This window comes from Pantoea cypripedii (assembly GCF_002095535.1).
GTDB lineage: Bacteria > Pseudomonadota > Gammaproteobacteria > Enterobacterales > Enterobacteriaceae > Pantoea > Pantoea cypripedii.
The window spans coordinates 1,983,640-2,005,042 of record NZ_MLJI01000001.1 but is presented as its reverse complement, the minus strand read 5'-3'; the positions used below and the strand labels follow the sequence as shown (position 1 = coordinate 2,005,042).

General features: G+C 56.5%; 23 protein-coding genes. 8 read left to right on the top strand and 15 right to left on the bottom strand.

What is annotated here, in order from left to right; all coding sequences use genetic code 11:
- Positions 1-19: 19 nt before the first annotated feature.
- The 5 genes from HA50_RS09345 to HA50_RS09325 are packed head-to-tail and all read left to right on the top strand — an operon-like array spanning position 20 to position 5,194.
- Positions 20-1,651 carry an ABC transporter substrate-binding protein gene (locus HA50_RS09345; RefSeq protein WP_084874569.1) on the top strand — a complete coding sequence of 544 codons (1,632 nt, stop codon included), beginning with the start codon at positions 20-22 and terminating at the stop codon, positions 1,649-1,651.
- Entirely contained in the window at positions 1,648-2,673 is a 1,026-nt protein-coding gene (locus tag HA50_RS09340; RefSeq protein ID WP_084874566.1) for an ABC transporter permease, read from the top strand. The genes HA50_RS09345 and HA50_RS09340 overlap by 4 nt, the downstream gene beginning before the upstream one ends.
- Positions 2,670-3,575, top strand: coding sequence for an ABC transporter permease (locus HA50_RS09335; protein WP_084874563.1), 906 nt, complete (start codon positions 2,670-2,672; stop codon positions 3,573-3,575). Before HA50_RS09340 ends, HA50_RS09335 begins: the two co-directional genes overlap by 4 nt.
- Complete coding sequence (locus tag HA50_RS09330) at positions 3,547-4,413, top strand: ABC transporter ATP-binding protein (RefSeq protein ID WP_084878445.1); 867 nt, start codon at positions 3,547-3,549, stop codon at positions 4,411-4,413. Before HA50_RS09335 ends, HA50_RS09330 begins: the two co-directional genes overlap by 29 nt.
- Before the next feature lie 19 nt (positions 4,414-4,432).
- A complete protein-coding gene (locus tag HA50_RS09325) occupies positions 4,433-5,194 on the top strand; it encodes an ABC transporter ATP-binding protein (protein ID WP_084878447.1) in 762 nt (253 codons plus the stop codon).
- Between the two features lie 87 nt (positions 5,195-5,281).
- On the opposite strand, the gene HA50_RS09320 is transcribed toward HA50_RS09325, so the two are convergent.
- Positions 5,282-5,920, bottom strand: a complete 639-nt coding sequence (locus HA50_RS09320) for an RpiB/LacA/LacB family sugar-phosphate isomerase (RefSeq protein ID WP_084874560.1) — start codon at positions 5,918-5,920, stop codon at positions 5,282-5,284.
- A 129-nt stretch (positions 5,921-6,049) separates the two neighbouring features.
- Here HA50_RS09320 and HA50_RS09315 point away from each other — a divergent pair, with 129 nt between their 5' ends.
- A complete protein-coding gene (locus tag HA50_RS09315; protein ID WP_084874558.1) occupies positions 6,050-6,376 on the top strand; it encodes a cupin domain-containing protein in 327 nt (108 codons plus the stop codon).
- Between the two features lie 30 nt (positions 6,377-6,406).
- Here the strand turns inward: HA50_RS09315 and HA50_RS09310 are convergent, their stop codons facing one another.
- Complete coding sequence (locus tag HA50_RS09310) at positions 6,407-7,201, bottom strand: SDR family NAD(P)-dependent oxidoreductase (RefSeq protein WP_084874554.1); 795 nt, start codon at positions 7,199-7,201, stop codon at positions 6,407-6,409.
- Positions 7,202-7,362: 161 nt separating this feature from the next.
- Between HA50_RS09310 and HA50_RS09305 the strand changes: the two genes are divergently transcribed.
- Positions 7,363-8,226 carry an NAD(P)-dependent oxidoreductase gene (locus HA50_RS09305; protein WP_084874551.1) on the top strand — a complete coding sequence of 288 codons (864 nt, stop codon included), beginning with the start codon at positions 7,363-7,365 and terminating at the stop codon, positions 8,224-8,226.
- Here HA50_RS09305 and HA50_RS09300 read toward each other — a convergent pair.
- From HA50_RS09300 to HA50_RS09270, 7 genes are read right to left on the bottom strand one after another with little or no spacing between them, the layout of a single operon-like run.
- Positions 8,193-8,771 (bottom strand): P-loop nucleotide/nucleoside kinase family protein, encoded by a 579-nt coding sequence (locus HA50_RS09300; protein ID WP_084874549.1) that lies wholly within the window; start codon positions 8,769-8,771, stop codon positions 8,193-8,195. The genes HA50_RS09305 and HA50_RS09300 overlap by 34 nt on opposite strands.
- Positions 8,768-9,205 (bottom strand): PTS sugar transporter subunit IIA, encoded by a 438-nt coding sequence (locus tag HA50_RS09295; protein ID WP_084874546.1) that lies wholly within the window; start codon positions 9,203-9,205, stop codon positions 8,768-8,770. Before HA50_RS09295 ends, HA50_RS09300 begins: the two co-directional genes overlap by 4 nt.
- A 9-nt stretch (positions 9,206-9,214) precedes the next feature.
- The gene (locus HA50_RS09290) at positions 9,215-9,484 is read right to left on the bottom strand and encodes a hypothetical protein (RefSeq protein WP_084874543.1); all 270 of its coding nucleotides are present in this window, start codon (positions 9,482-9,484) and stop codon (positions 9,215-9,217) included.
- A 59-nt stretch (positions 9,485-9,543) separates the two neighbouring features.
- Positions 9,544-10,386, bottom strand: a complete 843-nt coding sequence (locus tag HA50_RS09285) for a class II fructose-bisphosphate aldolase (RefSeq protein ID WP_084874541.1) — start codon at positions 10,384-10,386, stop codon at positions 9,544-9,546.
- Positions 10,373-11,740, bottom strand: coding sequence for a PTS sugar transporter subunit IIC (locus HA50_RS09280; RefSeq protein WP_084874538.1), 1,368 nt, complete (start codon positions 11,738-11,740; stop codon positions 10,373-10,375). The genes HA50_RS09285 and HA50_RS09280 overlap by 14 nt, the downstream gene beginning before the upstream one ends.
- Entirely contained in the window at positions 11,733-12,047 is a 315-nt protein-coding gene (locus HA50_RS09275; RefSeq protein ID WP_084874535.1) for a PTS sugar transporter subunit IIB, read from the bottom strand. The genes HA50_RS09280 and HA50_RS09275 overlap by 8 nt, the downstream gene beginning before the upstream one ends.
- A gap of 10 nt (positions 12,048-12,057) precedes the next feature.
- Entirely contained in the window at positions 12,058-13,038 is a 981-nt protein-coding gene (locus HA50_RS09270) for a 6-phosphofructokinase (protein ID WP_084874533.1), read from the bottom strand.
- Positions 13,039-13,474: 436 nt separating this feature from the next.
- On the opposite strand from HA50_RS09270, the gene dld reads away from it, so the two are divergent.
- A complete protein-coding gene (gene dld, locus HA50_RS09265) occupies positions 13,475-15,172 on the top strand; it encodes a D-lactate dehydrogenase (protein ID WP_084874530.1) in 1,698 nt (565 codons plus the stop codon).
- 78 nt (positions 15,173-15,250) lie between these two features.
- On the opposite strand, the gene HA50_RS09260 is transcribed toward dld, so the two are convergent.
- From HA50_RS09260 to pqqB, 6 genes are all read right to left on the bottom strand, one after another.
- Positions 15,251-15,835 (bottom strand): YceI family protein, encoded by a 585-nt coding sequence (locus tag HA50_RS09260; protein WP_084878442.1) that lies wholly within the window; start codon positions 15,833-15,835, stop codon positions 15,251-15,253.
- 136 nt (positions 15,836-15,971) lie between these two features.
- Positions 15,972-18,275: a pyrroloquinoline quinone biosynthesis protein PqqF gene (gene pqqF, locus HA50_RS09255; RefSeq protein ID WP_084874527.1), complete on the bottom strand. Its 2,304-nt coding sequence runs from the start codon at positions 18,273-18,275 to the stop codon at positions 15,972-15,974.
- Positions 18,275-19,417 carry a pyrroloquinoline quinone biosynthesis protein PqqE gene (pqqE, locus tag HA50_RS09250; protein WP_084874524.1) on the bottom strand — a complete coding sequence of 381 codons (1,143 nt, stop codon included), beginning with the start codon at positions 19,415-19,417 and terminating at the stop codon, positions 18,275-18,277. The genes pqqF and pqqE overlap by 1 nt, the downstream gene beginning before the upstream one ends.
- Positions 19,404-19,682 carry a pyrroloquinoline quinone biosynthesis peptide chaperone PqqD gene (gene pqqD, locus HA50_RS09245; RefSeq protein ID WP_084874521.1) on the bottom strand — a complete coding sequence of 93 codons (279 nt, stop codon included), beginning with the start codon at positions 19,680-19,682 and terminating at the stop codon, positions 19,404-19,406. The genes pqqE and pqqD overlap by 14 nt, the downstream gene beginning before the upstream one ends.
- A gap of 4 nt (positions 19,683-19,686) precedes the next feature.
- On the bottom strand, positions 19,687-20,442 hold the full coding sequence (pqqC, locus tag HA50_RS09240) for a pyrroloquinoline-quinone synthase PqqC (RefSeq protein WP_084874518.1): 756 nt from the start codon (positions 20,440-20,442) through the stop codon (positions 19,687-19,689).
- Positions 20,439-21,365, bottom strand: coding sequence for a pyrroloquinoline quinone biosynthesis protein PqqB (pqqB, locus tag HA50_RS09235; protein ID WP_084874515.1), 927 nt, complete (start codon positions 21,363-21,365; stop codon positions 20,439-20,441). Before pqqB ends, pqqC begins: the two co-directional genes overlap by 4 nt.
- Positions 21,366-21,403 lie beyond the last annotated feature (38 nt).

Genomic DNA, 21,403 nt, shown 5'->3' with positions numbered 1-21,403 from the left:
GACCTGCTGGACTTTGCTTATGAACCTCTTTACCCGTTGCACAACGTGCTGCGTCGCGTTGCTGCTGCTGACGGCCAGCCCCGCTGGATTGGCCGCCACACCCGACGATCAACTGATCGTCGGGATGAATATGAACAACCTGCTGACGCTCGATCCCGCCGCCATGACCGGCAATGAAGTGGTGGGTATCGTGGTCAATTTGTATGACGGGCTGGTGGAGCTGGATCCACGTCAGCTAACCGACGTGCGTCCGGCGCTGGCGCAAAGCTGGGAGATCAGCCCGGATAACAGGCAACTCACCTTCCACCTGCGTGACAATGTCACCTTTCATTCCGGTAACCCACTCTCCAGTGCCGACGTGGTGTGGTCGATGCGCCGCGTGCTGCACCTGAATCTGGCGCAGGCCTCGGTGTGGAAATCCTACGGTTTCAGCAAAGACAATGTGGACCAGCTGATTAGCGCCCCGGATGCACGTACCGTGCAGATTCGCCTGCCCAAAGCCAACGATCCGCGACTGGTGCTTTATTCGCTGGCAGCACTCGGCAGCATGGTGGTGCTCGACAGCAAAACCGTGCAGGCCCATGCCAGCAACGGTGACTGGGGCAATCGCTGGCTGACCACCCACGAAGCCGGGTCCGGCCCGTTCCGCCTGGATGTCTGGCAGGCGAAAGACGTGCTGCGTATGAATCGCGCGGATAACTACTGGCGCGGTGCGCCGAAGCTGTCGCGCGTGGTGTTCCGTCATTTACAGGAATCGCAAACCCTGCGGCTGATGATGGAAAAAGGCGATATCGATATTGCCAGCAATATGGCGATCCCCGATGTCAAAGCGCTGCGTCACGACCCGGATCTCACCGTCGATGCCGTGCCAAAAGGCACCCTTTATTATCTGGCGATGAGTATGAAGGATGACCACTTCGCTAACGCCAAAGTGCGTGAGGCGGTGCGTTATCTGGTGGATTATCAGGGGATCAATCACACCCTGATGGCCGGTTATGGCGAACTGCATCAGCGCCCGATTCAGGCCGGTATGCCCGCCACTCTGCCCGACCCCGGCTACAAACTGGATATCCCACGCGCCAAAGCTTTACTGGCGGAAGCGGGTTATCCCCACGGCTTTGATACCACGCTGCGCGTGCTGGCTGATCAGCCGTTTCTCAATATCGCCATCGCCATTCAATCCACCCTGATGCAGGGCGGTATCCGCGCCAAAATCATTACCGGCACCGGTAACCAGATCTACGGGGCGATGCGCGAACGGCAGTTTAACCTGCTGGTCGGGCGTGGTGGCAGCGGTGTGGAACCCCATCCCCACTCCAGCCTGCGTTCACTGGTGTACAACCCGAATAACGCTGACAGCGCCCGACTGACCAACTTTCAGGGCTGGCGCACCAGTTTCTACGATGCGCAGCTGAATCAGATGATCGACCAGGCGCTACTGGAGCGCGACAGCGCCCGGCAGCAGCAGGATTACTTCGCTATCCAGCGCCGTTATGACCAATTGATCCCGGCTCTGATGCCGATTTCCCAGATGGTCGACTCGGTGGTGGTTAACAACCGGGTGCAGGATTATGTGCCGCATCCCTCGGCGACCACCTTCTTACGTGACGTATGGAAAACGCCGGACAACCTGGCGGGAGGTGCGCAATGAAACTGACGCGAAGCCACTGGCGCAAGCTGCGCAGCCGTGGATGGCAGGTGTTGATCACCCTCACGGGGCTGCTGTTGCTGACTTTTTTTATTGGCCGGGTGATGCCACTCGATCCGGTGCTGGCGATTGTCGGCCCGGACGCCGACCACGCCACTTATCAGCAGGTATATCACCAGCTCGGCTTTGATAAACCGCTGTGGATGCAGTTTGGTATCTACCTTAACGGCCTGCTGCACGGCAATCTCGGCCAGGCGCTGCTGACCGGTCAACCGGTGATCAACGATATCCTGCGTGTCTTCCCGGCCACGGTGGAGCTGGCCACACTGGCGATTGTCATCGGTACCGGGCTGGGTGTGCCACTCGGCGTCTGGGCGGCAGCACGCCGCAACGGTCCGGTGGATTATATGGTGCGCATCATCAGCCTCGCCGGTTATTCCACGCCGATCTTCTGGGTTGGCATGATTGGCCTGTTGCTGTTTTATGCGCATCTCGGCTGGGTCGGGGGGGCCGGACGGGTGGATTTCAGTCTCGATGGCGTGGTGCCGCGCCGTACCGGTTTGCTGCTGGTGGATGCCTTGCTGGCCGGTAATGGCACGGTATTCGCCAACGCGCTGAATCACCTGATTCTGCCCGCCTCGCTGCTCGGCTTCCACTCGCTGGCTTACATCAGCCGCATGACACGCAGCTTTATGCTGGCGCAACTGTCGCAGGAATTCATTCTGACCGCGCGTGTTAAGGGGCTGACCGAGTGGCAGGTTATCTGGCAACACGCCTTCCGCAACATTCTGGTCCAGCTGCTGACGGTGGTGGCGCTGGCTTACGGTTCACTGCTGGAAGGCGCAGTGCTGATCGAAACGGTGTTTTCCTGGCCGGGATTTGGTTCCTATCTCACCGGCAGCCTGATGCTGGGCGATATGAATGCAGTGATGGGCTGCGTGCTGGTGGTCGGCCTGATTTTTGTCCTGCTCAACCTGGTTTCTGATCTGCTTTATCAGGTATTCGACCCGAGGACCAAGGTATGACGATTTCGCTGGAAACACCTTACGCCAGCGCCACACGCGAGCGCCTGGAACGTTGTCGGCGTCTGGCGGCCCGCACCGGTCAGTTTCTCTGGTGCATGGCCTGTAACCCGCTGACCGCCATCGGTGGCGCGATCATCCTGCTGCTGTTGGTGACGGCGCTGTTTGCGCCGTGGATTGCGCCTTATCATCCGTTGATTCAGGACCTGAATAACGCGCTGAGTCCGCCCAGCGCGCAGCACTGGTTTGGCACCGATGAATTTGGTCGCGATATCTTTAGCCGCCTGGTGTGGGGCGCGCGTATCACCCTGTATATCGTGCTGCTGGTGTCGGTCACCGTGGGGCCGATTGGCCTGCTGCTCGGCGTCACTGCCGGGTATTTCGGCGGCAAGGTCGATAGCGTGCTGATGCGCGTCACCGATATTTTTATCTCCTTCCCCAGCCTGGTGCTGGCGCTGGCGTTCGTTGCGGCACTCGGTCCAGGCCTTGAGCATGTGGTCATCGCCATCACCCTGACCGCCTGGCCGCCGATTGCGCGTCTGGCCAGGGCCGAGGCGCTGTCGCTGCGTCAGGCGGATTTTATCTCCGCCGTACGTTTGCAGGGTGCTTCCCCTGTGCGCGTAATCTGGAAGCATATCGTCCCGCTGTGTCTGCCGTCGGTGATTATCCGCATCACCATGAATATGGCGGGCATCATCCTGACCGCTGCCGGGCTGGGCTTCCTCGGTCTGGGGGCGCAGCCACCGGATCCCGAATGGGGGGCGATGATCGCCAGCGGCCGCAGCTACATGCTGGAGTGCTGGTGGGTGGTGACGGTGCCAGGTCTGGCGATTCTGGTGAATAGTCTGGCGTTTAACTTCTTAGGAGATGGCCTGCGTGACATCCTCGATCCCCGTAGCGAATAACCCCCGACCCTTGCTTGATGTGCAGGATTTGCAGGTCAGCTTCGTCAATGGACGCCACAGCACTCCGGCGGTCCGCGGCGTCTCTTTTCAGCTCGGCCATGAAAAACTGGCGATTGTTGGCGAATCGGGATCCGGCAAATCCACCGTGGGCCGCGCCCTGCTGCAACTGCACCCGCGTAGCGCGCAAGTCACCGCCCGCTGTATGCAGTTTGCCGGGATGGACCTGTTACGCGCCACCCCGGCGGAGATGCGCGCCATCCGGGGCAAACGTATTTCGATGATCATGCAGGACCCGAAATATTCGCTCAATCCGGTGGTGCGTATCGGCGAACAGATTGCCGAGGCGTGGCGCAGCCACCACCCCGGACAGCGTGATGAAGCGCGACACCGGGCGCTGGCGATGCTCGATGTGGTGCGCATCCGCGATCCTGAACGGGTTTACCAGCTCTATCCCCATGAAATCTCCGGCGGCCAGGGGCAACGCGTAATGATCGCCATGATGCTGATCACCGATCCCGAGTTGGTGATTGCCGATGAGCCGACTTCGGCGCTGGATGTGTCGGTGCGCTTGCAGGTGCTGACATTGCTGGATGAGCAGGTGAAACAGCGCGGACTGGGGCTGATTTTTATCAGCCACGACATCAACCTGGTTCGCCACTTTTGTGACCGGGTGCTGGTGATGTACGCCGGTCGCGTGGTCGAGTCATTAGCCGCTGCGGAGCTGGGCCAGGCTCAGCATCCCTATACCCAGGGGCTGCTGGCGGCGTTACCCGATATGGACCAGCGTCGCCCGCGTCTGCCGGTGCTGCAACGCCAGGACAGCTGGCTGCAACCTTAAGGAGAGAGTCATGAAACAGATGATCGGGGTACGTAATCTCAACCTCAGTTTTGGCGAAGATGAGCAGCGCCATCAGGTGCTGTTCGACGTCAACCTGGCGGTGCGTGCCGGGGAGATTTTTGGCCTGGTGGGCGAATCCGGCTCCGGGAAAACCACGGTACTGAAATGCCTTGCCGGGTTGTTCACTCACTGGCAGGGCGAGTTGATGATTGATGACCAGCCGCTGCCCCATCGCATCGCACGCAACCTGTGTCGCAAGGTACAAATGGTGTTCCAGGATCCTTACGGTTCACTGCATCCCCGCCATACCATCGGCGATATTCTGGAGGAACCGCTACAGATTCACGGTATCGGACAGCGCCAGCAGCGCGTGATTGCCATGCTGGAAAAAGTGGGGCTGAACCGTGCCTGGCTGACGCGTTACCCTCACCAGCTGTCTGGCGGACAGCGCCAGCGCGTGGCGATTGCCCGCGCCTTGATCCTGGAGCCTCGCGTGTTGTTGCTGGATGAACCCACCTCCGCGCTGGATGTGTCAGTGCAGGCAGAAATCCTGAATTTATTGAGTGACCTGCAACAACAGCAAAACCTGACCTACCTGATGGTGACACATGATTTGGGCGTAGTGGCGCATCTGTGCCATCGCGTGGCGGTAATGCAGCACGGCAAGGTTCTGGAGACGCTGGAAGTGGATGCGCTGGTGGCGGGCCAGGCAACGGTGCCCTATACCCAAATGCTGGTGGAGGCGAGCCGACATCCACAGATGGGCTCTGCCATCGCCTGAGGCTATGCGCGATAAATCGCGCCGCTACGGATCTGCACAGGTTGTAGCGGCGCGATTTATCGCGCGTCGTTTATGGAAAAACCAGAATCAGGCCACAACCTCACGGACAAAACGCACGATCTCGTCGTTTTGCCCGTGTTCGAACAGGCAGTGCTGGAGACGCGGACCGCTCAGAGCAGTTTTCACCAGTTCCGGGTCAATGGCGCGCAGCGTATCGAGATAATTTTCCTTGTTCACGGCCGCTTTTACCTGGTTCAGCAACCCGGCGTTACGCACCTGCGGCTCGCGGCGTTCGGGCGGGTAGCCCAGCCCTTTCGCACCGGTAAAGGCTTTTTCGAAGATGAAACGCAGGTTGAGTTCCGCGCCCCAGCCAAAGCCTTTGGCGAACGGCAGCGACAACGCATTGCCGTTGTTAATTTGGGCAAACAAATACGCGTCGGCCGGGTCGATACAGTAGCCGCACACCACGCCAGGATGGATATTCAGCGACATCAGTGCGCCCTGACCGGTGCCACAACCGGCGATAACAAAATCCACCGCGCCACTGTTCAGCAGTGCGCTGGCCATGATGCCGAGATGAATATAAGTAAGATGATGATCCTGCTCGTCGCTCATGCCAACGTTAAACACCTGATGGCCCAGCGGCTGTGCCACGGACTCCAGTTCTTTCAGTACAGTGGCGTTTTTCGCTGCCTGGCTGTTTTCCATCATTAACGCGATTTTCATGATCCATCCTTCATATTAAATTGAAACACTGTTTCATTTTAATCAAAGGACGCTAAAATGCAGCAGTGAAAACCCTTTTTAGTTGTGAGTTCGCTCACACAACGGCGAGACAACAGGTGAGGAGCTACCATGTTTATTTACCGCGAAGCCACACAGCTTGAAGATTTGGGTAACGGCGTCACCCGCCGGGTACTGGCACACGGCGGCCGCATGATGGCAGTTGAGGTGAGTTTTGCAAAAGAAGCCGTCGGCCCGCTGCATCATCATCCGCACGAGCAACTGACCTACGTACTTTCTGGTCGCTTTGCTTTCACCATCAATGGCGTCACCAAAGAAGTTAGCGCCGGGGATACGCTGTATAAAGCCCCCGATGTGGTGCACGGCTGCGTCTGTCTGGAGGCGGGCACGCTGCTGGATACCTTTACCCCGCAGCGTGAGGATTTTTTGCTTAATTAGGTGTACAGAATTGCGCGATAAATCGCGCCGCTACACAATATCATCCACCACACCGCCATCAACGCGCAGCGCAGCGCCGGACGTCGCCGATGCCTGGGTTGAGCAGACATACACCACCATATTCGCCACCTCTTCAACGGTGGCGGCGCGCTGGATCACCGAGCTCGGGCGCTGGCTCATCACAAACTCTTTTGCCAGCGTTTCCAGCGATTTGCCGGTACGTTTCACCTCGGCTTCCATCATGCTGGCAAAGCCATCGGAAATAGTCGGGCCAGGCAATACGCTGTTCACCGTCACCCCGGAACCCGCCACCACTTTCGCCAGCCCGCGCGCCAGCGACAGCTGTGCGGTTTTACTCACGCCGTAATGCACCATATCGGCGGGAATATTGCGTGCCGATTCTGACGAGATAAATACCACGCGACCCCAGCCTTTTTTCACCATATCCGGCAGCAACGCCCGCGACAGTCGCACGCCGGACATGACGTTGGTCTGCCAGTACGCTTCCCAGGTGTCATCTTCGGTGGCAAAAAAATCCTTCGGACCGTAAATCCCGGCGTTATTCACCAGAATATCAATCGCGGGCAGCCCCTTCAGCAAGGTATCCGCGCCCTGCGCACTGCCCAAATCCGCAATCACCGTGTGAATTTTGGCCCCGACAACCGCCGCGTTAAGTTTTTCCCGCGCCAGGCTGACCGAGGCTTCACTGCGCCCGTTCAGCACCACTTCCGCCCCGCTGGCAGCCAGCCCCTGAGCGATGGCGAAACCAATGCCGCCGGTGGATGCGGTGATTAACGCTGTTTTGCCGTGTAGATCGATTTTCATAACATTCTCCATGTTTCACGATAAATTGAGATCAGCATCACAGAAGCCTGGTGGATGCTGGCGTATCTGCATTAACGAAACATGCTTTGTAACCAAAGAGTGGAATTCGCCAGAACAAAATACAGCCACACTCAATTCTTTAACTCCTGTGAGATCACATCATGAAAACCCTTGCCTTTGCCGCACCGGGTGCGATGGGCGCGGCGGTTGCAGCGGTGCTGACCCGGCACGGTGCGCGCGTCATCAGCCCGTTAAGCCAGCGTTCTGCCGATTCCCAACAACGCGCGCATGCCGCACAGATCACCGATGCCAGTGAAGCCGCGCTGTGCGAGGCGGATATGATTTTTTCCATTCTGCCGCCGGAATCGGCCCTCAGTTGGGCGCAGCAGATGGCACCACACTTAGCCGCCGCCACACGTAAGCCGTTGTATGTCGATTGCAACGCTATCAGCCCGGAAACGCTGCACCAGGTGGCAGCGGTGATTGAGGCCACCGGCACGCCTTTTGTCGATGGGGCAATCATTGGTCTGCCACCGGGAGAGAACAATCCCACCGGGCCACGCTTCTGGTTTTCTGGTCCCCATGCCAGCCAGCTGGCAACCCTGAGCGATCTGGGCCTGCGGGTGCGTATCATGTCAGCGGAAAACGGTGCGGCATCGGCGCTGAAGATGTCCTATGCCGGGATCAATAAAGGCATCACCCTGCTCACGTCAGCGATGCTGATTAACGCCAGCCGGGTTGGTGCAGCCGATGCCTTGCGTGAGGAGATGGCAGAAAGCCAGGCAGCCATGCTGAAAAGGATGGAAAAAGCCGCCCCGGATATGCTGCCAAAAGCCTGGCGCTGGGCGGCTGAAATGGATGAGATCGCGACGCTTAACCAGGGTGAACTGGCAACCGATCGCCTCTATCAGGCACTGGGGGATATTTGTCGCCAGCTGGCGGCGGATCGCAAAGGTGATCAGCAACTCAGCGCCCTGCTGGCAACCTTTTTTCACCCGGATACCGATAGCGAACGCGCAGGCTGACGCTGCAACTGACGCTGTAACCACGCCTGTGCAGCGGCCTCGTCCGGTGCGCAGGCATCCAGCTGCAACACCGGACCCAGCGCCATCGGTTGCGCCCGTTCAGCCAGTTGCCGCAGCTCGGGCAAGTATTCTGCCCCCGGATGCCCCGGCATTCGCTGTGCCAGGCGCGCCTGATAACGCGCCACCACCTCATCCGGTGAGATCGCCATCCATAGCTCCAGCACCCGCGTCACTCCGGCGTTTTGCAACCCCTCCTCCAGCACCGCTTTCGGCTGAAAACCAAACCACGCATCAATCAGGTAAACACAGCTGGCGGGTGCCTGGGCGACGATTTTCCAGATCGCCTGGTAGGCCGCACAGCCAAGTTGACGATTACGCAGGCGATCCACCGGTGCAAAGCTGGCCATAAACGGTTCTTTCAGGCTATCCAGCGTCAGCACCGGTAAGCTAAAGCGCTGCGCCACAGCGCGGGCCAGGGTGCTTTTGCCGGAAGCCGGGATACCGTTGACCAGCACCACGCATTTCTCTTCAGTGAGCGTTGTCATAGGATGTCGATGACCTCCGCGACACTGGCGGCCTTACGCAACCGCACCAGCGTTTCTTCGTCTTCGAGCAGAGAGACAATGGCACGAATCCCCTCTTCAATATGCGCGTTGCTATCGCTTGCACCGAACATGATGACAATATCGGCCTTGTCACTCCCGGCAAAGGATATCGGTTCCTCCAGCAGGATCAGGCTGAAACAATCCTTCAGCACACCGGTTTCCGGTCGGGCGTGGGGGATGGCGATGCCCTCTTCGAACACGTAATACGCGCCGTGCGTCAGGGTGTTGGCGATCACCGCCTCCGGGTAGGAGGCTTTGACATAGCCCCCGCTGACCAGTGGCCGGGCAGCCAGCGTAATCACCTCGCGCCAGTCGCGGGCGTCAATGCCCACCTGAATAGCATTCGCCTCCTGCAACAGTTGTTTGATGCTCATGCCTCCTCCTTATATCGACTTGCGAATGGTATTACGCAGTTCATCGATTTTGATGAACAGTGGATCAATCTCCTGACGGAAACGACGGCTTTTGGCAAATAAACTTAATGCCCGATTATATTCCAGCATTAATTGTTTTTGCGTTTCACCTGCGCGCGGATTATTTGCCAGTTCCTGCTCCAGCGTGGTTATTTTCTCGCTGATGCTTTCAGCCTGACGATCTATTTCCTGCTCATCCGCCCCTTTATTCTCAGGGGCCTTTTTCCTGAATCCAAACATAGCGTCTCCTGCCCCGAATGGCGCCAGGGCACCTCAGGTTAATACGTCATGAAAGATGCTTAGCGGAACAACTGAATTTTTTCGACCAATACATCGGTAACGGCATCGTTAGCGGGCACCAGAAAATTGCGCACGCTGTCGTTTACTTTGCCCTTTTCGAACGTCTGTTTACAGCGCGCCACCCATTGCACGTTCATTTCTGTGCCGACGTTCACTTTTTCAATGCCACTGCGCACCGCCAGACGCATATCTTCATCGCTGACGCCGGTGCCACCGTGCAGTACCAGCGGTGTATGGGTCGCTTCGGTGATATCTGCCAGCCGCTGATGCTGGATATGCGCTTTGCCGGTGTAAAGGCCGTGCACCGTGCCGATGGAGATGGCTAACATATCAACCCCGGTTTCATCCACAAAGCGTTTGGCATCGTCCACCGTGGTGAACGAAGTTTCGTTCATTTCCACCGATTTACCATCCTCTGAGCCGCCAATCGCCCCCAGTTCCGCTTCGACCGACACATGTAACGGGCGCGCCATATCAATCACTTTACGCGTGTTGGAAATATTCTCTTCAATCGACAGATGCGAGCCGTCATACATCACCGAACTGAAACCCGCATCCAGCGCTGTCTGGATCGCATCAAGATCAGAACAATGATCGAGATGCAGGCAGGTGGGTACATTTTTACTTTCTGCCAGTGAGCAAATCGCATCGACCAGCAATTTATGACCGAGATATTTCGCCGTACCGGTGGAGATCTGAATCATTAATGGGCTGTTGGTTTTTTCTGCCGCTTTAAAATAAGCCGGTAACATTTCCAGACAGTGCAAATTAAAAGATCCGAGCGCTTTAAATTCACGTTGTTTAGCCACCTGTAACAGATCGGTAAAGTTATAAAGTTTCATGAACATTTTCCTCGTGAGGTTTCGTAGATTTTCCGTTAACAAACCAGGCGATCAGGGTAATGAAGACAATAAACAGGGCGACGAACAGCCAGTTATTCTGGAACGCATGACCGAGTACCAGGCCGGTACTGATGACATCCGAATCGCTGAAGGTCACGCCGGTGAAACCGTAGCTTTCCAGCATCGGCACCAGAATCGCGGGCAGCAGCGTAATAAACAGGCCGTGGACAAAACCGCCGATCATCGCACCACGACGGCCACCGAGCGCGTTACCAAACACCCCGGCCGTGCCACCGGCAAAGAAGTTGGTGAGCAGCCCCGGTAAAATCATCGCCAGACCGAACATCGGGAACACCAGCATGCCGACGACGGAACCCAGGGTGGTGGCAAGGAAGCCGACGATCACCGCGTTTGGCGCATAAGGGAACATCACCGGGCAATCGAGCGCCGGTTTGGCATCCGGCACGATGCGCATGGCGATACCGCGAAACGCCGGGACCAGCTCATTCAGCAGCAGGCGCACGCCGCTATACAGCACAAACACCCCGGCCACGAACTGAATCGATTGCATAAAGGCGTACATCAGGTAATTCATGCCGTTGCTGTACTGAGCGATAAATGCCGGGCCTGCTGCCACCGCCGGGATCAGGTACATCGGCACCATCACCACCGCCATCGACAAATAGGTGTCCTGGAGAAATTTGAAGTTATCCGGCAGCTTCAGGTCTTCGGTAGAACGCGAGCCTTTGCCGACCACTTTCGCCACCGCCGCCGTCACCAGGTAACCAATGGTGCAGAAGTGGCCGAGGGCAACGTCGTCCGAGTCGGTAATGCGCCGCACCACCGGTTGTGCCAGCGCGGGCATCACCACCGCCATCACGCCACCAAAAATGCCGCCGGTAAGGATCAGAGGTAAGCCTGTCAGCCCCGCTTTGTAGCCGATCACCGCACCGATGGTCGCCATCCACAACAGCGCCTGTCCGGTAAGGAAAATGTATTTGAACGGTGTCAGGCGGGCAATGATGATGTTGACGATAAAGATCACCAACAGCGTCAGCGCCACTTCTGAACCCAGCTCGCGGTTCGCTAACCCGGCAATCGCAGCAACGTCGGTGATATAACCCTGCATGCCAAAGCCGTGGGTAAAGATGGTATTGAGGAAGGTCAGCGTGCCAACAATAATGTTGATACCCGCCATCATAATTAAGAAACCGAGCAGCGTTTTAAAGGTGCCTTCCACCACCTTGCCTGCTGATTTTTTTTGCAGTAACAAACCGACTAGGGCAATAAAGGCAATCAGAATCGATGCCTGCCCCAGCAGATCTTTTACCAGGAAGTTGATCACACTATTCATGGTTAGCAACCTTCATGTTGTGCTCTTTCATAAATGCCACGATTTTTTGCTCAATTTCCGCTTTATCCGTCAACCGGTTGAGAATAATCACCCGTTTCATTTGCTCCGGGCTGGCATCGGCATTTAATACATCGGCAAATGCCTTCTGGGTTAAAATGATGTCGGATTTAAATGCGTTGGCTTCGGAAATGGTGGTGTGATCAATATCCGCCTCGATTTCCAGCTTCTTTAATACCGCTTTGGCACTCATTTCGATGGCGAAACTGGATCCCAGACCACATCCGCATACACATAATATTTTCAGCATGGCTATCTCCTCACAGAATATGCAGTTGTTTAGCGAGTTTGTAATGATGCCCTTCGGTGTCGACCAGGCGTTTTTTCATGCTTATTAAATCAATGGGTATCGGTTTGTTGCTGCCATTAATAATGACCGCTTTATTGCGCATTCCCGACTGAATACAACGCGCGACTTCACTGGCCATAATGGTGCCCTGGTAAATTTCTTCACAGGTGGGATCGCCATTACGCAGGCCATAACCGATGATGGTTTTACGGATACGCACGGCAATCATCGGTTCCAGTTGTTTAATTAAGGTATCAATCGCTCCCTGAAATCCTGGGGAGTATTCGCGGGTGTAGGCTTCAGAGCACAGAATCACCACGCTATTCTGTTCCGCCAGACGCTGCGAGACGCGCTGCGCCAGCTCCTGTAAGGGGATCTGGCACTCCGGGATCAGGGCAAAATCCGCATTCGATTTGATCGCCGATTGCAGCGTTAACTCACCGCAGTAGCCCCCCAGCAGTTCCACCATAAATACCCGCCCCGGCAAACCACGACCGGTATTACGTAACTTCGTAACTTCTTTTAATACCTGTTCACAGGCGGTAGAAAAACCAATGGTGTAATCGCTGCCAAATACGTCATTATCAATTGTCATGCCGACGCCAAAACAATTCACCCCAAATTCACTCAGCGTATGCAGAAATTGCAGCGAACCATCACCACCCGCCATAATCAGCACATCAATACGTAGCGACTTAAGCTGTTTGGCAATAGATTCATATTCTGGCCGAATGAGTTTCCGCGTTGGTCTGCCGGATTGCATGACCGGAATAGGCGCGATGGCGTAATCCACCAAATCACGCTGGGAAATTTCCTGATGTTTATTTTCCAGCAGGCCCGGAATGCCGCCGTTAAATAACACCATCTCGGCCTGCGTTAAACGAGAAATCTGAAAAATAAAGTTATTGATGCCGGTAACATCACCACCACTGATCACCATGCCAATTCTCATTGTTCCCACTCCTCACGCTGTGCTTCTGTGATTCATTCTTCCGATGAAGAGGGTTTCTATTTGCAATGAAGATCACATTTTCATCACTAATTTATTCGCTGCGATCATTGACAAGGATGTTCTCATAGCCTTTTTTGTGACTTTCATCACATGCTAAATTATTCCAACAGAAAGTAATTATTATATTTTTCATGTGGTTATATTTATTTCAGGCATCAAATCCTCCATGGCTATTTAACTCCTTGTTCGCCGTTTTTCTTTAAATCTATTTTGTGATACCTCGCGCATTTTTATCGGTCCGCGGCGTTTTTTTCGCAGAAGATAAAGGGATAATGCTTGCGTGCGTTATTTTAACGTCAGCGCCGATCAATCATTGACATTCCGCGGTCTGCGCCTGTCCAATAACCCAGCAGACACATGACACAGAAGAGAAAACATGACATCCCCGCAGGAAATGTTGCGTCAACTGAGTGACGTGGTAGGTGAAAAACAGCTGTTAACCCATTCTGATGATAAAGCCTGGTACACCAAAGGATTCCGCGTTGGGCGCGGTGACGCGCTGGCCGTGGTGCTGCCCCAGACATTGCCGCAACTGTGGCAAATTCTTCAGGTATGCGTGGCGCATAACGCCATTATTCTGATGCAGGCGTCGAATACCGGCGTGACCGGCGGCTCTACGCCGGATGGCAACGATTATGATCGTGAAGTGGTGATTGTCAGCACACGCCAGTTGAAAGGTGTGCAGGTGATCGACGAGGCTCGTCAGGTGATTGCTTTCCCTGGTACGACCCTGACGGAGCTGGAGCAGACTCTGCAACCGCTCGGGCGCGAACCGCACTCGGTGATTGGTTCTTCATGCATTGGTGCGTCCGTGGTCGGCGGCATCTGCAACAACTCCGGCGGTTCGCTGATTCGTCGCGGCCCGGCATTTACCGAGAAATCGTTATTTGCCCGCATACATGACGATGGCCGACTGGAGATGGTCAACCATCTGGGTATTGACCTCGGAGACACGCCGGAAGCCATGCTGGACAATCTGACCCGCCAGCAGTATCAGACCGGCGAGCAGCCGGACTGGCAGGGCAAAATCTGGGCGGAGGATTACGCCGAGCGCCTGCGTGACGTCACCGCCGACAGCCCTTCCCGCTTTAACGGTGATATTCGTTATCTGCATGACAGCTCCGGCAGTGCAGGCAAAGTGGTGGTATTTGCTGTCCGTCTCCCCACCTTTGAAGCCAGTGCAGGCAGCGACACCTTCTATATCGGCACCAATGATGAAGCGGTGCTGGTGGCCCTGCGCCGCTATCTGCTGACGCAGATGAGCGAGTTACCGGTGCAGGCGGAGTACATCCATCGCCACGCCTTTGATCTCACCGTGCGCTACGCCAAGCATATGTATCTGGCGATTCGTAAGCTCGGTCCGCAGGCGCTGCCGCGCCTGATGGCGAATAAAGCCAAATGGGATGTGCGCGTCAGCCATCTGAAATTTCTGCCACGCAATTTTGTTGATCGGGTGCTGCAATTCTTCAACCAGATCACGCCGCGCTTCGTGGCACCGCGCATCATGGATTACCGCAGCGAATATGAACATCATCTGATGATTAAGGTGGAATCGGCGCAAACCGCTGAATTGCAGACCTTGCTGGAGACGTTTTTCGCCAGCCACAGCGGCGGCTTTTTCCACTGCGATGCGCGCGAAGCGGCGGATGCCTTTCTGGTGCGTTTTGGCGTGGGCGGCTGCACCATCTCCTATTGTGATGCCCTCGGTTATAACCCGAATGAGCGTCTGGTGGCATTCGACGTGGCGCTGCGCCGTAATGACGATGCATGGCGCTTAACCCTGCCGGACCATCTGGCTGAGCAGGTACAGGTAGACTCCTGCTGCGGGCATTTCTTTTGCTACGTCAATCATCAGGATTATGTGCTGAAGGCGGGTGTGGATGCGAAGGCGTTCAAAGAAGCGGTGAAAGTGTATCTGGAGCAGCGCGGGGCGAAGTATCCGGCAGAACATAACGTCGGCCATTTATATCACGCATCCTGCGAACATGTGGAGCACTGGAAACAGCTCGATCCCACCAACACCTGTAATCCAGGCATCGGCAAAACCAGTAAGAAGAAGTTCTGGGCGGAATAATTAAAGGCTCGGGCCTGCACGGCCTGGTAGCGACGCGATTTATCGCGCGGGTTTTACAACACCGCGCGATAGTGACGATTATTTCGCGTACGCTTCAGTCGAAATGGTCAGCGTCACATCGTCGCTGACTGCTGGCACGTATTTATCCAGCTTAAAGTCAGAGCGCTTGATGGTGCCGGTGGCATCAAAACCAATCGCCTGTTTCTTCACCATCGGATGCTCGCCCTGCTGGTTCAGCGTGGCGTGCAGCGTTACCGGTTTGGTGATGCCTTTCAAGGTCAGATTCCCTTCTACATCAAACTTGTTGTCGCCCTTCGCCACCACTTTGGTGCTGTGGAATACCGCTGAAGGATATTTCGCGGTATCGAAATACTCTTTGCCGAGGAATTCTTTGGTCAGTGCCGGGACGTGGGTGTCGATCTGGCTGACTGGCAGCGTAACGTCAACGCGTGACTGATCCGGATGGTCTTTATCAAACACCAGGGTGCCTTTGCTGTTCGGGATATCCGCAGTCGGATGCGAGAAACCGAAATGGGTCCAGGTCACAATCACTGACGTGTGTTCCGGGTTCAGATCGTAGTGCATGGCAGCAGCCTGAGACAGCGGTGCATACAGAGTGGCAGCGGCCAGCAGGGGCAGCGCAAAGCGGGTAACGTTTTTCACCAGTTGTTCCTCTTGGTTCAGAATATACCGAAGAGTGTCCGGGATTATGCGGCGCGGGAACAGTGAAGAGTTTTGGACGAAATTTTCAAAAAAATTCAGCAATATCAATATGAAACAATTCACACCAGCGACAGTTTCATGGCTGGCCTATCGCCAATAAAATCCGCCAGCGCCGACGTTGCCGCAGCAGGCGCTGATGCAAGTGCTGCAATTGCGCCCCTTCCAGCTGGCGGATCGCCGTGCTGGTCAGTTCGGGTAAACCCTGCTGCTGACGCAGCGCACTCAGTGCAGCATCCGCATTGTCACTCACGACACATTGCAGCAGCGACTGCTGCAAAGCTTCAAATGGCGCGGCAGAGATATCCAGCGTGCGCAGAAAGCGTTTGCAATGGCCAAGCAGTTCGCGCCAGGGAATATCGGGCGACTGCAACGCCAGCAGGATGCCATCAACATCTGCCACACGCTGATAACGCGCCGTCACCACATAACCGATCTGCTGCTCCACGCGTAACTGCTGAAAAAAACGCGGTTCATAGATCAACGCCAGCGCGCGTAATGCCGCCAGCGCGTCATCATCAGCCTCGCTCAGCGGGATAAACACCAGCAGCGCCTGATCGCTGCCTGTGCACGGGATGGCCGTCACACCCTGGTTTAAGCGAGCTGCCGAGGTGGTCGCCCCCTGCGGGAGATCACTCAGCACCCGCGCGACATCAGCACGCAACGCGGTACTTTGGCCGCACCAGGCAGCCTGCCAGCCCACTGAGGATCGCGGGGTGATCAACTGCTGCGGCAATGCCGATAATAACTGGCGAATCGCAATGCCTGCCGCAGCCCTGACGGGTTGAGGTTCCAGGGGCATATTGAGCACCTGCACCACCTGAGTCACCGCCGCAAGCGCAGCATCGTCATCGTTGGGGAGGTGCATGACCAGTTGCCAGATGCCCTGTATCAGCTGCCAACTGCCACGCCCGCCTGCATGACGTAGCGCAGCCAGCACCGGACGCAGCAAACGCTGACGCGCCTCGCCATCTTCATCGCTGCAAGGCTGGTAAAACGCCGGACGCAGTAGCAAGGTCTCCAGCGGCTGAACCGGGTCCACGTTCAGTAACGGAAAGACACGGTCAGGCAGCGCACGGGAAGCTTGCGCCTCTGCCTGCGGATAAAACCAGAACGGTAAACTTGCTACGTGCTGGCTGGCCTCTGTCGGCCAGTCAGCAACCGATAAGCTGAATCCCTGGGTTTGATGCGATTTAGTCGCCAACTGGCGTTGCGTCAACAGCACCAGCGGGGGCGTCTGTTGCAAGGCGTTAAGCACGCGGGAAAAGTCACAGGATGCGTCCGGCGCAAAACCCAGCGCGCGACCGCGCAGTTGTTCCAGCGGCGACAGTTGGCTGAAATCCTCCCGCGCCAGCTGTTGATAATGCTGACGTTGCGCCGGACTGCTTTGCGTCAGAGCGTGCAGATGCTGGCGGAAGTGATGCTGAATATGCTGTGCCTGCTGCGTTGTCAGGGTTTGCCCGCTGAATTTGAGCGCCAGCCAGCTGTGCTGCGTATCGCGCCACAGCCACTGCACACTCAGATCTTCACACAGCCCCGCAGCACGTAATTGTGCCAGCAGGCTGCCAGCCGCGTCATCCAGCCAGAAACGACGTAACTGGCTGATTTCATCGCGCAACGATGCCATCTCACCCGGCAACAGCAGCGTCAGCCAGCAGCTTTCGCTGCCGGGTAGCTGAAGCAGGCGCTGGCGCAGCGCGGCCGGTTGTGGGGATACCGGTGACGCCTGTAACGCGCCAGATAACAGCTGCTGACCATAACGTTCCGCCAGCGTCGCCAGCTCATCCAGCGTTTGCGGCCCCTGCAACCACAACGTCATATTGCCCGCGACATAGAACTGCTGATGGAAGGCGCAAAGCGCCTGGCGCAGCCTGGTGACATTGTCACCAAACACGGCCAGGCTGCCGACGCGAAAACGCTGAAATTCACGTGGCGCCACCAGCATATCCAGCAACGCTGCCTCGCTCAGGGTTTCCGCATGACGCTGCAACAAGCGATACTCGGCGTCGATCACCGCGCTTTCCTGCGTAATCGCTGCGGGCGTCAGTAACGGTGCCGCCAACATAGCCACCAGCCGCGCCACCCCTGCTTCCAGTTCACTGGCGGGAACCTGAAAGAAAAAGGCGCTCTGACTGAGCTGCGTAGTGGCATTAACCTGACCGCCCTGCTGCTGCACCCAGGGCATCAGACGCTGATCGTCTGTGATGCCCTCACTGCCACAAAACAGCAGATGCTCCAGCAAATGTGCCAGCCCCGGCCAGCGGTCCGGTTCCTGCAAGCTGCCCGCCTCCACGCGCAGCAGCGCTGCGGCGGCGCGGGCATCGGGCTGATGATGCAAATGGCAGCACAGGCCGTTCTTCAGCCGCAGGCTGCGCGTGGTCATCACAGAATGCGCTGCTTGTAGATCAGCTGTGAATTGGTGCGGTTGCGGAATTGCAGCTGGGCGATTTTGATATCGCTACAGCTGGCTTCACGCCGGGCTTCGAGAATTTTGTCGTGATGCGGTGACTTGCTGCACACCGGGTCGGCGTTGTCGGCATTGCCAGTCAGCATATAGGCCTGGCAACGACAACCACCGAAGTCCTTCTCTTTCTCGTCACAGGAACGGCACGGCTCCGGCATCCAGTCATAACCCCGGTAACGGTTAAAACCGAACGAGTTATACCAGATATCATCCAGGCTGCGCTCCAGCACGGATGGGAATTCCACCGGCAGCTGACGTGCACTATGACATGGCAGCGCCGTGCCTTCCGGCGTGACGCTCAGGAAGATCGATCCCCAGCCACCCATGCAGCCTTTCGGACGCTCTTCGTAATAATCCGGCGTGACAAACAGCAGATTGGTGAGGTTACCGCTGGCCGCCATGCGCTGGCGATATTGCGCCACGATGGCTTCGGCGCGCGCGATTTGCTCACGCGTCGGCAGCAGGCCCTGACGGTTGATGTGCGCCCAGCCATAAAACTGACAGGTTGCCAGTTCCACGTCATCCGCTTCCAGTTCGATACACAGATCGATAATTTTATCGATTTGGTCGATGTTGTGGCGATGCAGCACGAAGTTCAGCACCATTGGATAGCCGTGCGCTTTTACCGCTTTTGCCATTTCCAGCTTCTGCTGGAAGGCTTTTTTCGAGCCAGCCAGCGCGGCGTTCAGCGTTTCATCGCTGGCCTGGAAGCTGATCTGGATATGATCCAGACCGGCGTCAGCAAAGGCATCAAGCTTGTTCTGTGTCAGGCCAATGCCTGAGGTGATCAGGTTGGTGTAGAAACCGAGATCGCGCGCGGCCTTGATCAACTCCGGCAAATCTTTACGCGTCAGGGGTTCGCCACCGGAAAAACCGAGCTGCACGCTGCCCATGGCGCGTGCCTGGCGGAACACCTCAATCCACTGTTCAGTGGTCAGCTCTTTTTCCTGCTGAGCAAAATCGAGCGGATTCGAGCAGTACGGACACTGCAACGGGCAGCGATAGGTTAGCTCGGCCAGCAGCCACAGCGGCGGCGTAATGCCTGGTTTATTCGGGTTCACGACACTGGATCCATTTTTGTTCAACGGCTGACTGCAAAAACGCTTTCACGTCTTCATCCACGCCGCCCGCTTCCGGGAAGCGAGCATTCAGCGTAGCGATAATGGCGGCGACATCCTGTTTGCCCGTTACCAGCTCCAGAATAGCGGTGGCGGTTTCATTCAGTTTCGCCATCCCTTCCGGATAGAGCACCACATGGCTCTCCTGCGCGGGTTCCCATTGCAGACGATAGCCGCGACGGAAAGCAGGGATCAGGTTATCTTTCATGTTGTTATACCAGTCTGGTGGTGTGCCAGGCCGCCTTGTCGGTGACCGTATGATAAGGCGGACGTTGCAACGCATAGGCCATGGTCATGGCATCAAGCATGGTCCACAGGATGTCGAGTTTAAATTGCAGAATCTCCAGCATCCGATTCTGTTGCTCAGCGCTGGTAAAAATCTCCAGCGCCAGCGCCAGACCGTGCTCCACATCGCGATTCGCCTGGCTCAGGCGGCTGCGGAAGTAGAAATAACCTTCCTCTTTAATCCACGGATAGTGCTGTGGCCAGCTGTCGAGACGCGACTGGTGGATCTGCGGTGCAAACAGCTCGGTCAGCGAGCTACAGGCCGCTTCCTGCCAGTTGGCCCGGCGGGCAAAGTTGACGTAAGCATCCACCGCAAAACGCACGCCAGGCAGCACATGCTGCTCAGACAGCAATTCTTCACGCGTCAGCCCTACCGCTTCGCCCAGTTGCAGCCAGGCTTCAATGCCGCCTTCATGACCGTTGCTGCCATCATGATCGAGAATACGCTGCACCCATTTACGTCGCGTCGCCGGGTCCGGGCAGTTCGCCATGATCGCTGCATCTTTCAGCGGGATATTGGTCTGGTAATAAAAACGGTTCGCCACCCAGCCTTTAATTTGCTCCGGCGTCGCTTCGCCGTTGTGCATGGCGATATGGTACGGGTGATGAATATGATAATAGGCACCTTTGGCGCGCAGTGCCTGTTCAAAGGCGGCTGGCGTCAGGGCTTCAGTAATGATCACGATGAAGACTCCTGCAGATGAATCGCCATTCCATCCCAGCTCACTTCAATGCCCTGCTGCGTCAGGAACTGGCGCTGCGGTGACTGCTCGTTCAGGATGGGATTGGTGTTGTTAATATGAATCAAAATTTTGCGTTTAGCCGGTAATGACCCCAGCAGCGCCATCATGCCCTGGGCTGAGGAAAGCGCTAAATGGCCCATGGCTTTGCCGGTATTTTTACCGACGCCGGTGGTCAGCAGCTCGTCATCCTGCCAGACGGTACCGTCAATCAGCAGGCAATCGGCTTTTTGCAGCCACGGCATAATTACCGCATCCGGTTCACCGAGGCCCGGCGCATACAGCAGCGTCTGACCATTGGCGTGGTTAGTAATAAACAACGCCACGTTATGGCCCGGCAGCGGACGATCGCGGAATGGCGAATACGGCGGCGCGTTGCTCAGGATCGGGATGGCGGTGAATTCAAGATTGCGGCAGACATCAACGCGGAACGGTTCCAGCGGTGTCAGCGCATGATGCTGCAAACCACCATTCCAGTGTTGCAGCATGGTGAAAATCGGGAAGCCGCTGGTGAGATCGGCGTGCACTTCGGGGGTGCACCAGACCTGATGCGGGCAACCTTCACGCAGGCTGAGTAAGCCGGTGGTATGGTCGATCTGGCTGTCGGTAAGAATGATGCTGCCAATCGCCGTGCCGCGCAGGACGCCCTTTTTATTCAGTTCTGGCGTGTGGGCAATCTGCTGGCTGATATCGGGAGAGGCGTTACACAGCACCCAATCTTCACCGTTATCGCTGACAATAATCGATGACTGCGTGCGTGCCTGAGCCTGGATCGTGCCATTGCGCAGGCCGCTGCAATTGGCGCAGTTACAGTTCCACTGCGGAAAACCACCGCCCGCCGCCGAACCGAGAACTTTAATAAACATGAGAAATGACCGGAGAAGGAAAACAAAATGCCCGCGCA

Coding starts and splice junctions, on each gene's coding strand:
- HA50_RS09345 (WP_084874569.1), top strand. CDS start 20: ATGAACCTCTTTACCCGTTGCACAACGTGCTGCGTCGCGTTGCTGCTG.
- HA50_RS09340 (WP_084874566.1), top strand. CDS start 1,648: ATGAAACTGACGCGAAGCCACTGGCGCAAGCTGCGCAGCCGTGGATGG.
- HA50_RS09335 (WP_084874563.1), top strand. CDS start 2,670: ATGACGATTTCGCTGGAAACACCTTACGCCAGCGCCACACGCGAGCGC.
- HA50_RS09325 (WP_084878447.1), top strand. CDS start 4,433: ATGATCGGGGTACGTAATCTCAACCTCAGTTTTGGCGAAGATGAGCAG.
- HA50_RS09320 (WP_084874560.1), bottom strand. CDS start 5,920: ATGAAAATCGCGTTAATGATGGAAAACAGCCAGGCAGCGAAAAACGCC.
- HA50_RS09315 (WP_084874558.1), top strand. CDS start 6,050: ATGTTTATTTACCGCGAAGCCACACAGCTTGAAGATTTGGGTAACGGC.
- HA50_RS09310 (WP_084874554.1), bottom strand. CDS start 7,201: ATGAAAATCGATCTACACGGCAAAACAGCGTTAATCACCGCATCCACC.
- HA50_RS09305 (WP_084874551.1), top strand. CDS start 7,363: ATGAAAACCCTTGCCTTTGCCGCACCGGGTGCGATGGGCGCGGCGGTT.
- HA50_RS09300 (WP_084874549.1), bottom strand. CDS start 8,771: ATGACAACGCTCACTGAAGAGAAATGCGTGGTGCTGGTCAACGGTATC.
- HA50_RS09295 (WP_084874546.1), bottom strand. CDS start 9,205: ATGAGCATCAAACAACTGTTGCAGGAGGCGAATGCTATTCAGGTGGGC.
- HA50_RS09290 (WP_084874543.1), bottom strand. CDS start 9,484: ATGTTTGGATTCAGGAAAAAGGCCCCTGAGAATAAAGGGGCGGATGAG.
- HA50_RS09285 (WP_084874541.1), bottom strand. CDS start 10,386: ATGAAACTTTATAACTTTACCGATCTGTTACAGGTGGCTAAACAACGT.
- HA50_RS09280 (WP_084874538.1), bottom strand. CDS start 11,740: ATGAATAGTGTGATCAACTTCCTGGTAAAAGATCTGCTGGGGCAGGCA.
- HA50_RS09275 (WP_084874535.1), bottom strand. CDS start 12,047: ATGCTGAAAATATTATGTGTATGCGGATGTGGTCTGGGATCCAGTTTC.
- HA50_RS09270 (WP_084874533.1), bottom strand. CDS start 13,038: ATGAGAATTGGCATGGTGATCAGTGGTGGTGATGTTACCGGCATCAAT.
- dld (WP_084874530.1), top strand. CDS start 13,475: ATGACATCCCCGCAGGAAATGTTGCGTCAACTGAGTGACGTGGTAGGT.
- pqqF (WP_084874527.1), bottom strand. CDS start 18,275: ATGACCACGCGCAGCCTGCGGCTGAAGAACGGCCTGTGCTGCCATTTG.
- pqqD (WP_084874521.1), bottom strand. CDS start 19,682: ATGAAAGATAACCTGATCCCTGCTTTCCGTCGCGGCTATCGTCTGCAA.
- pqqB (WP_084874515.1), bottom strand. CDS start 21,365: ATGTTTATTAAAGTTCTCGGTTCGGCGGCGGGCGGTGGTTTTCCGCAG.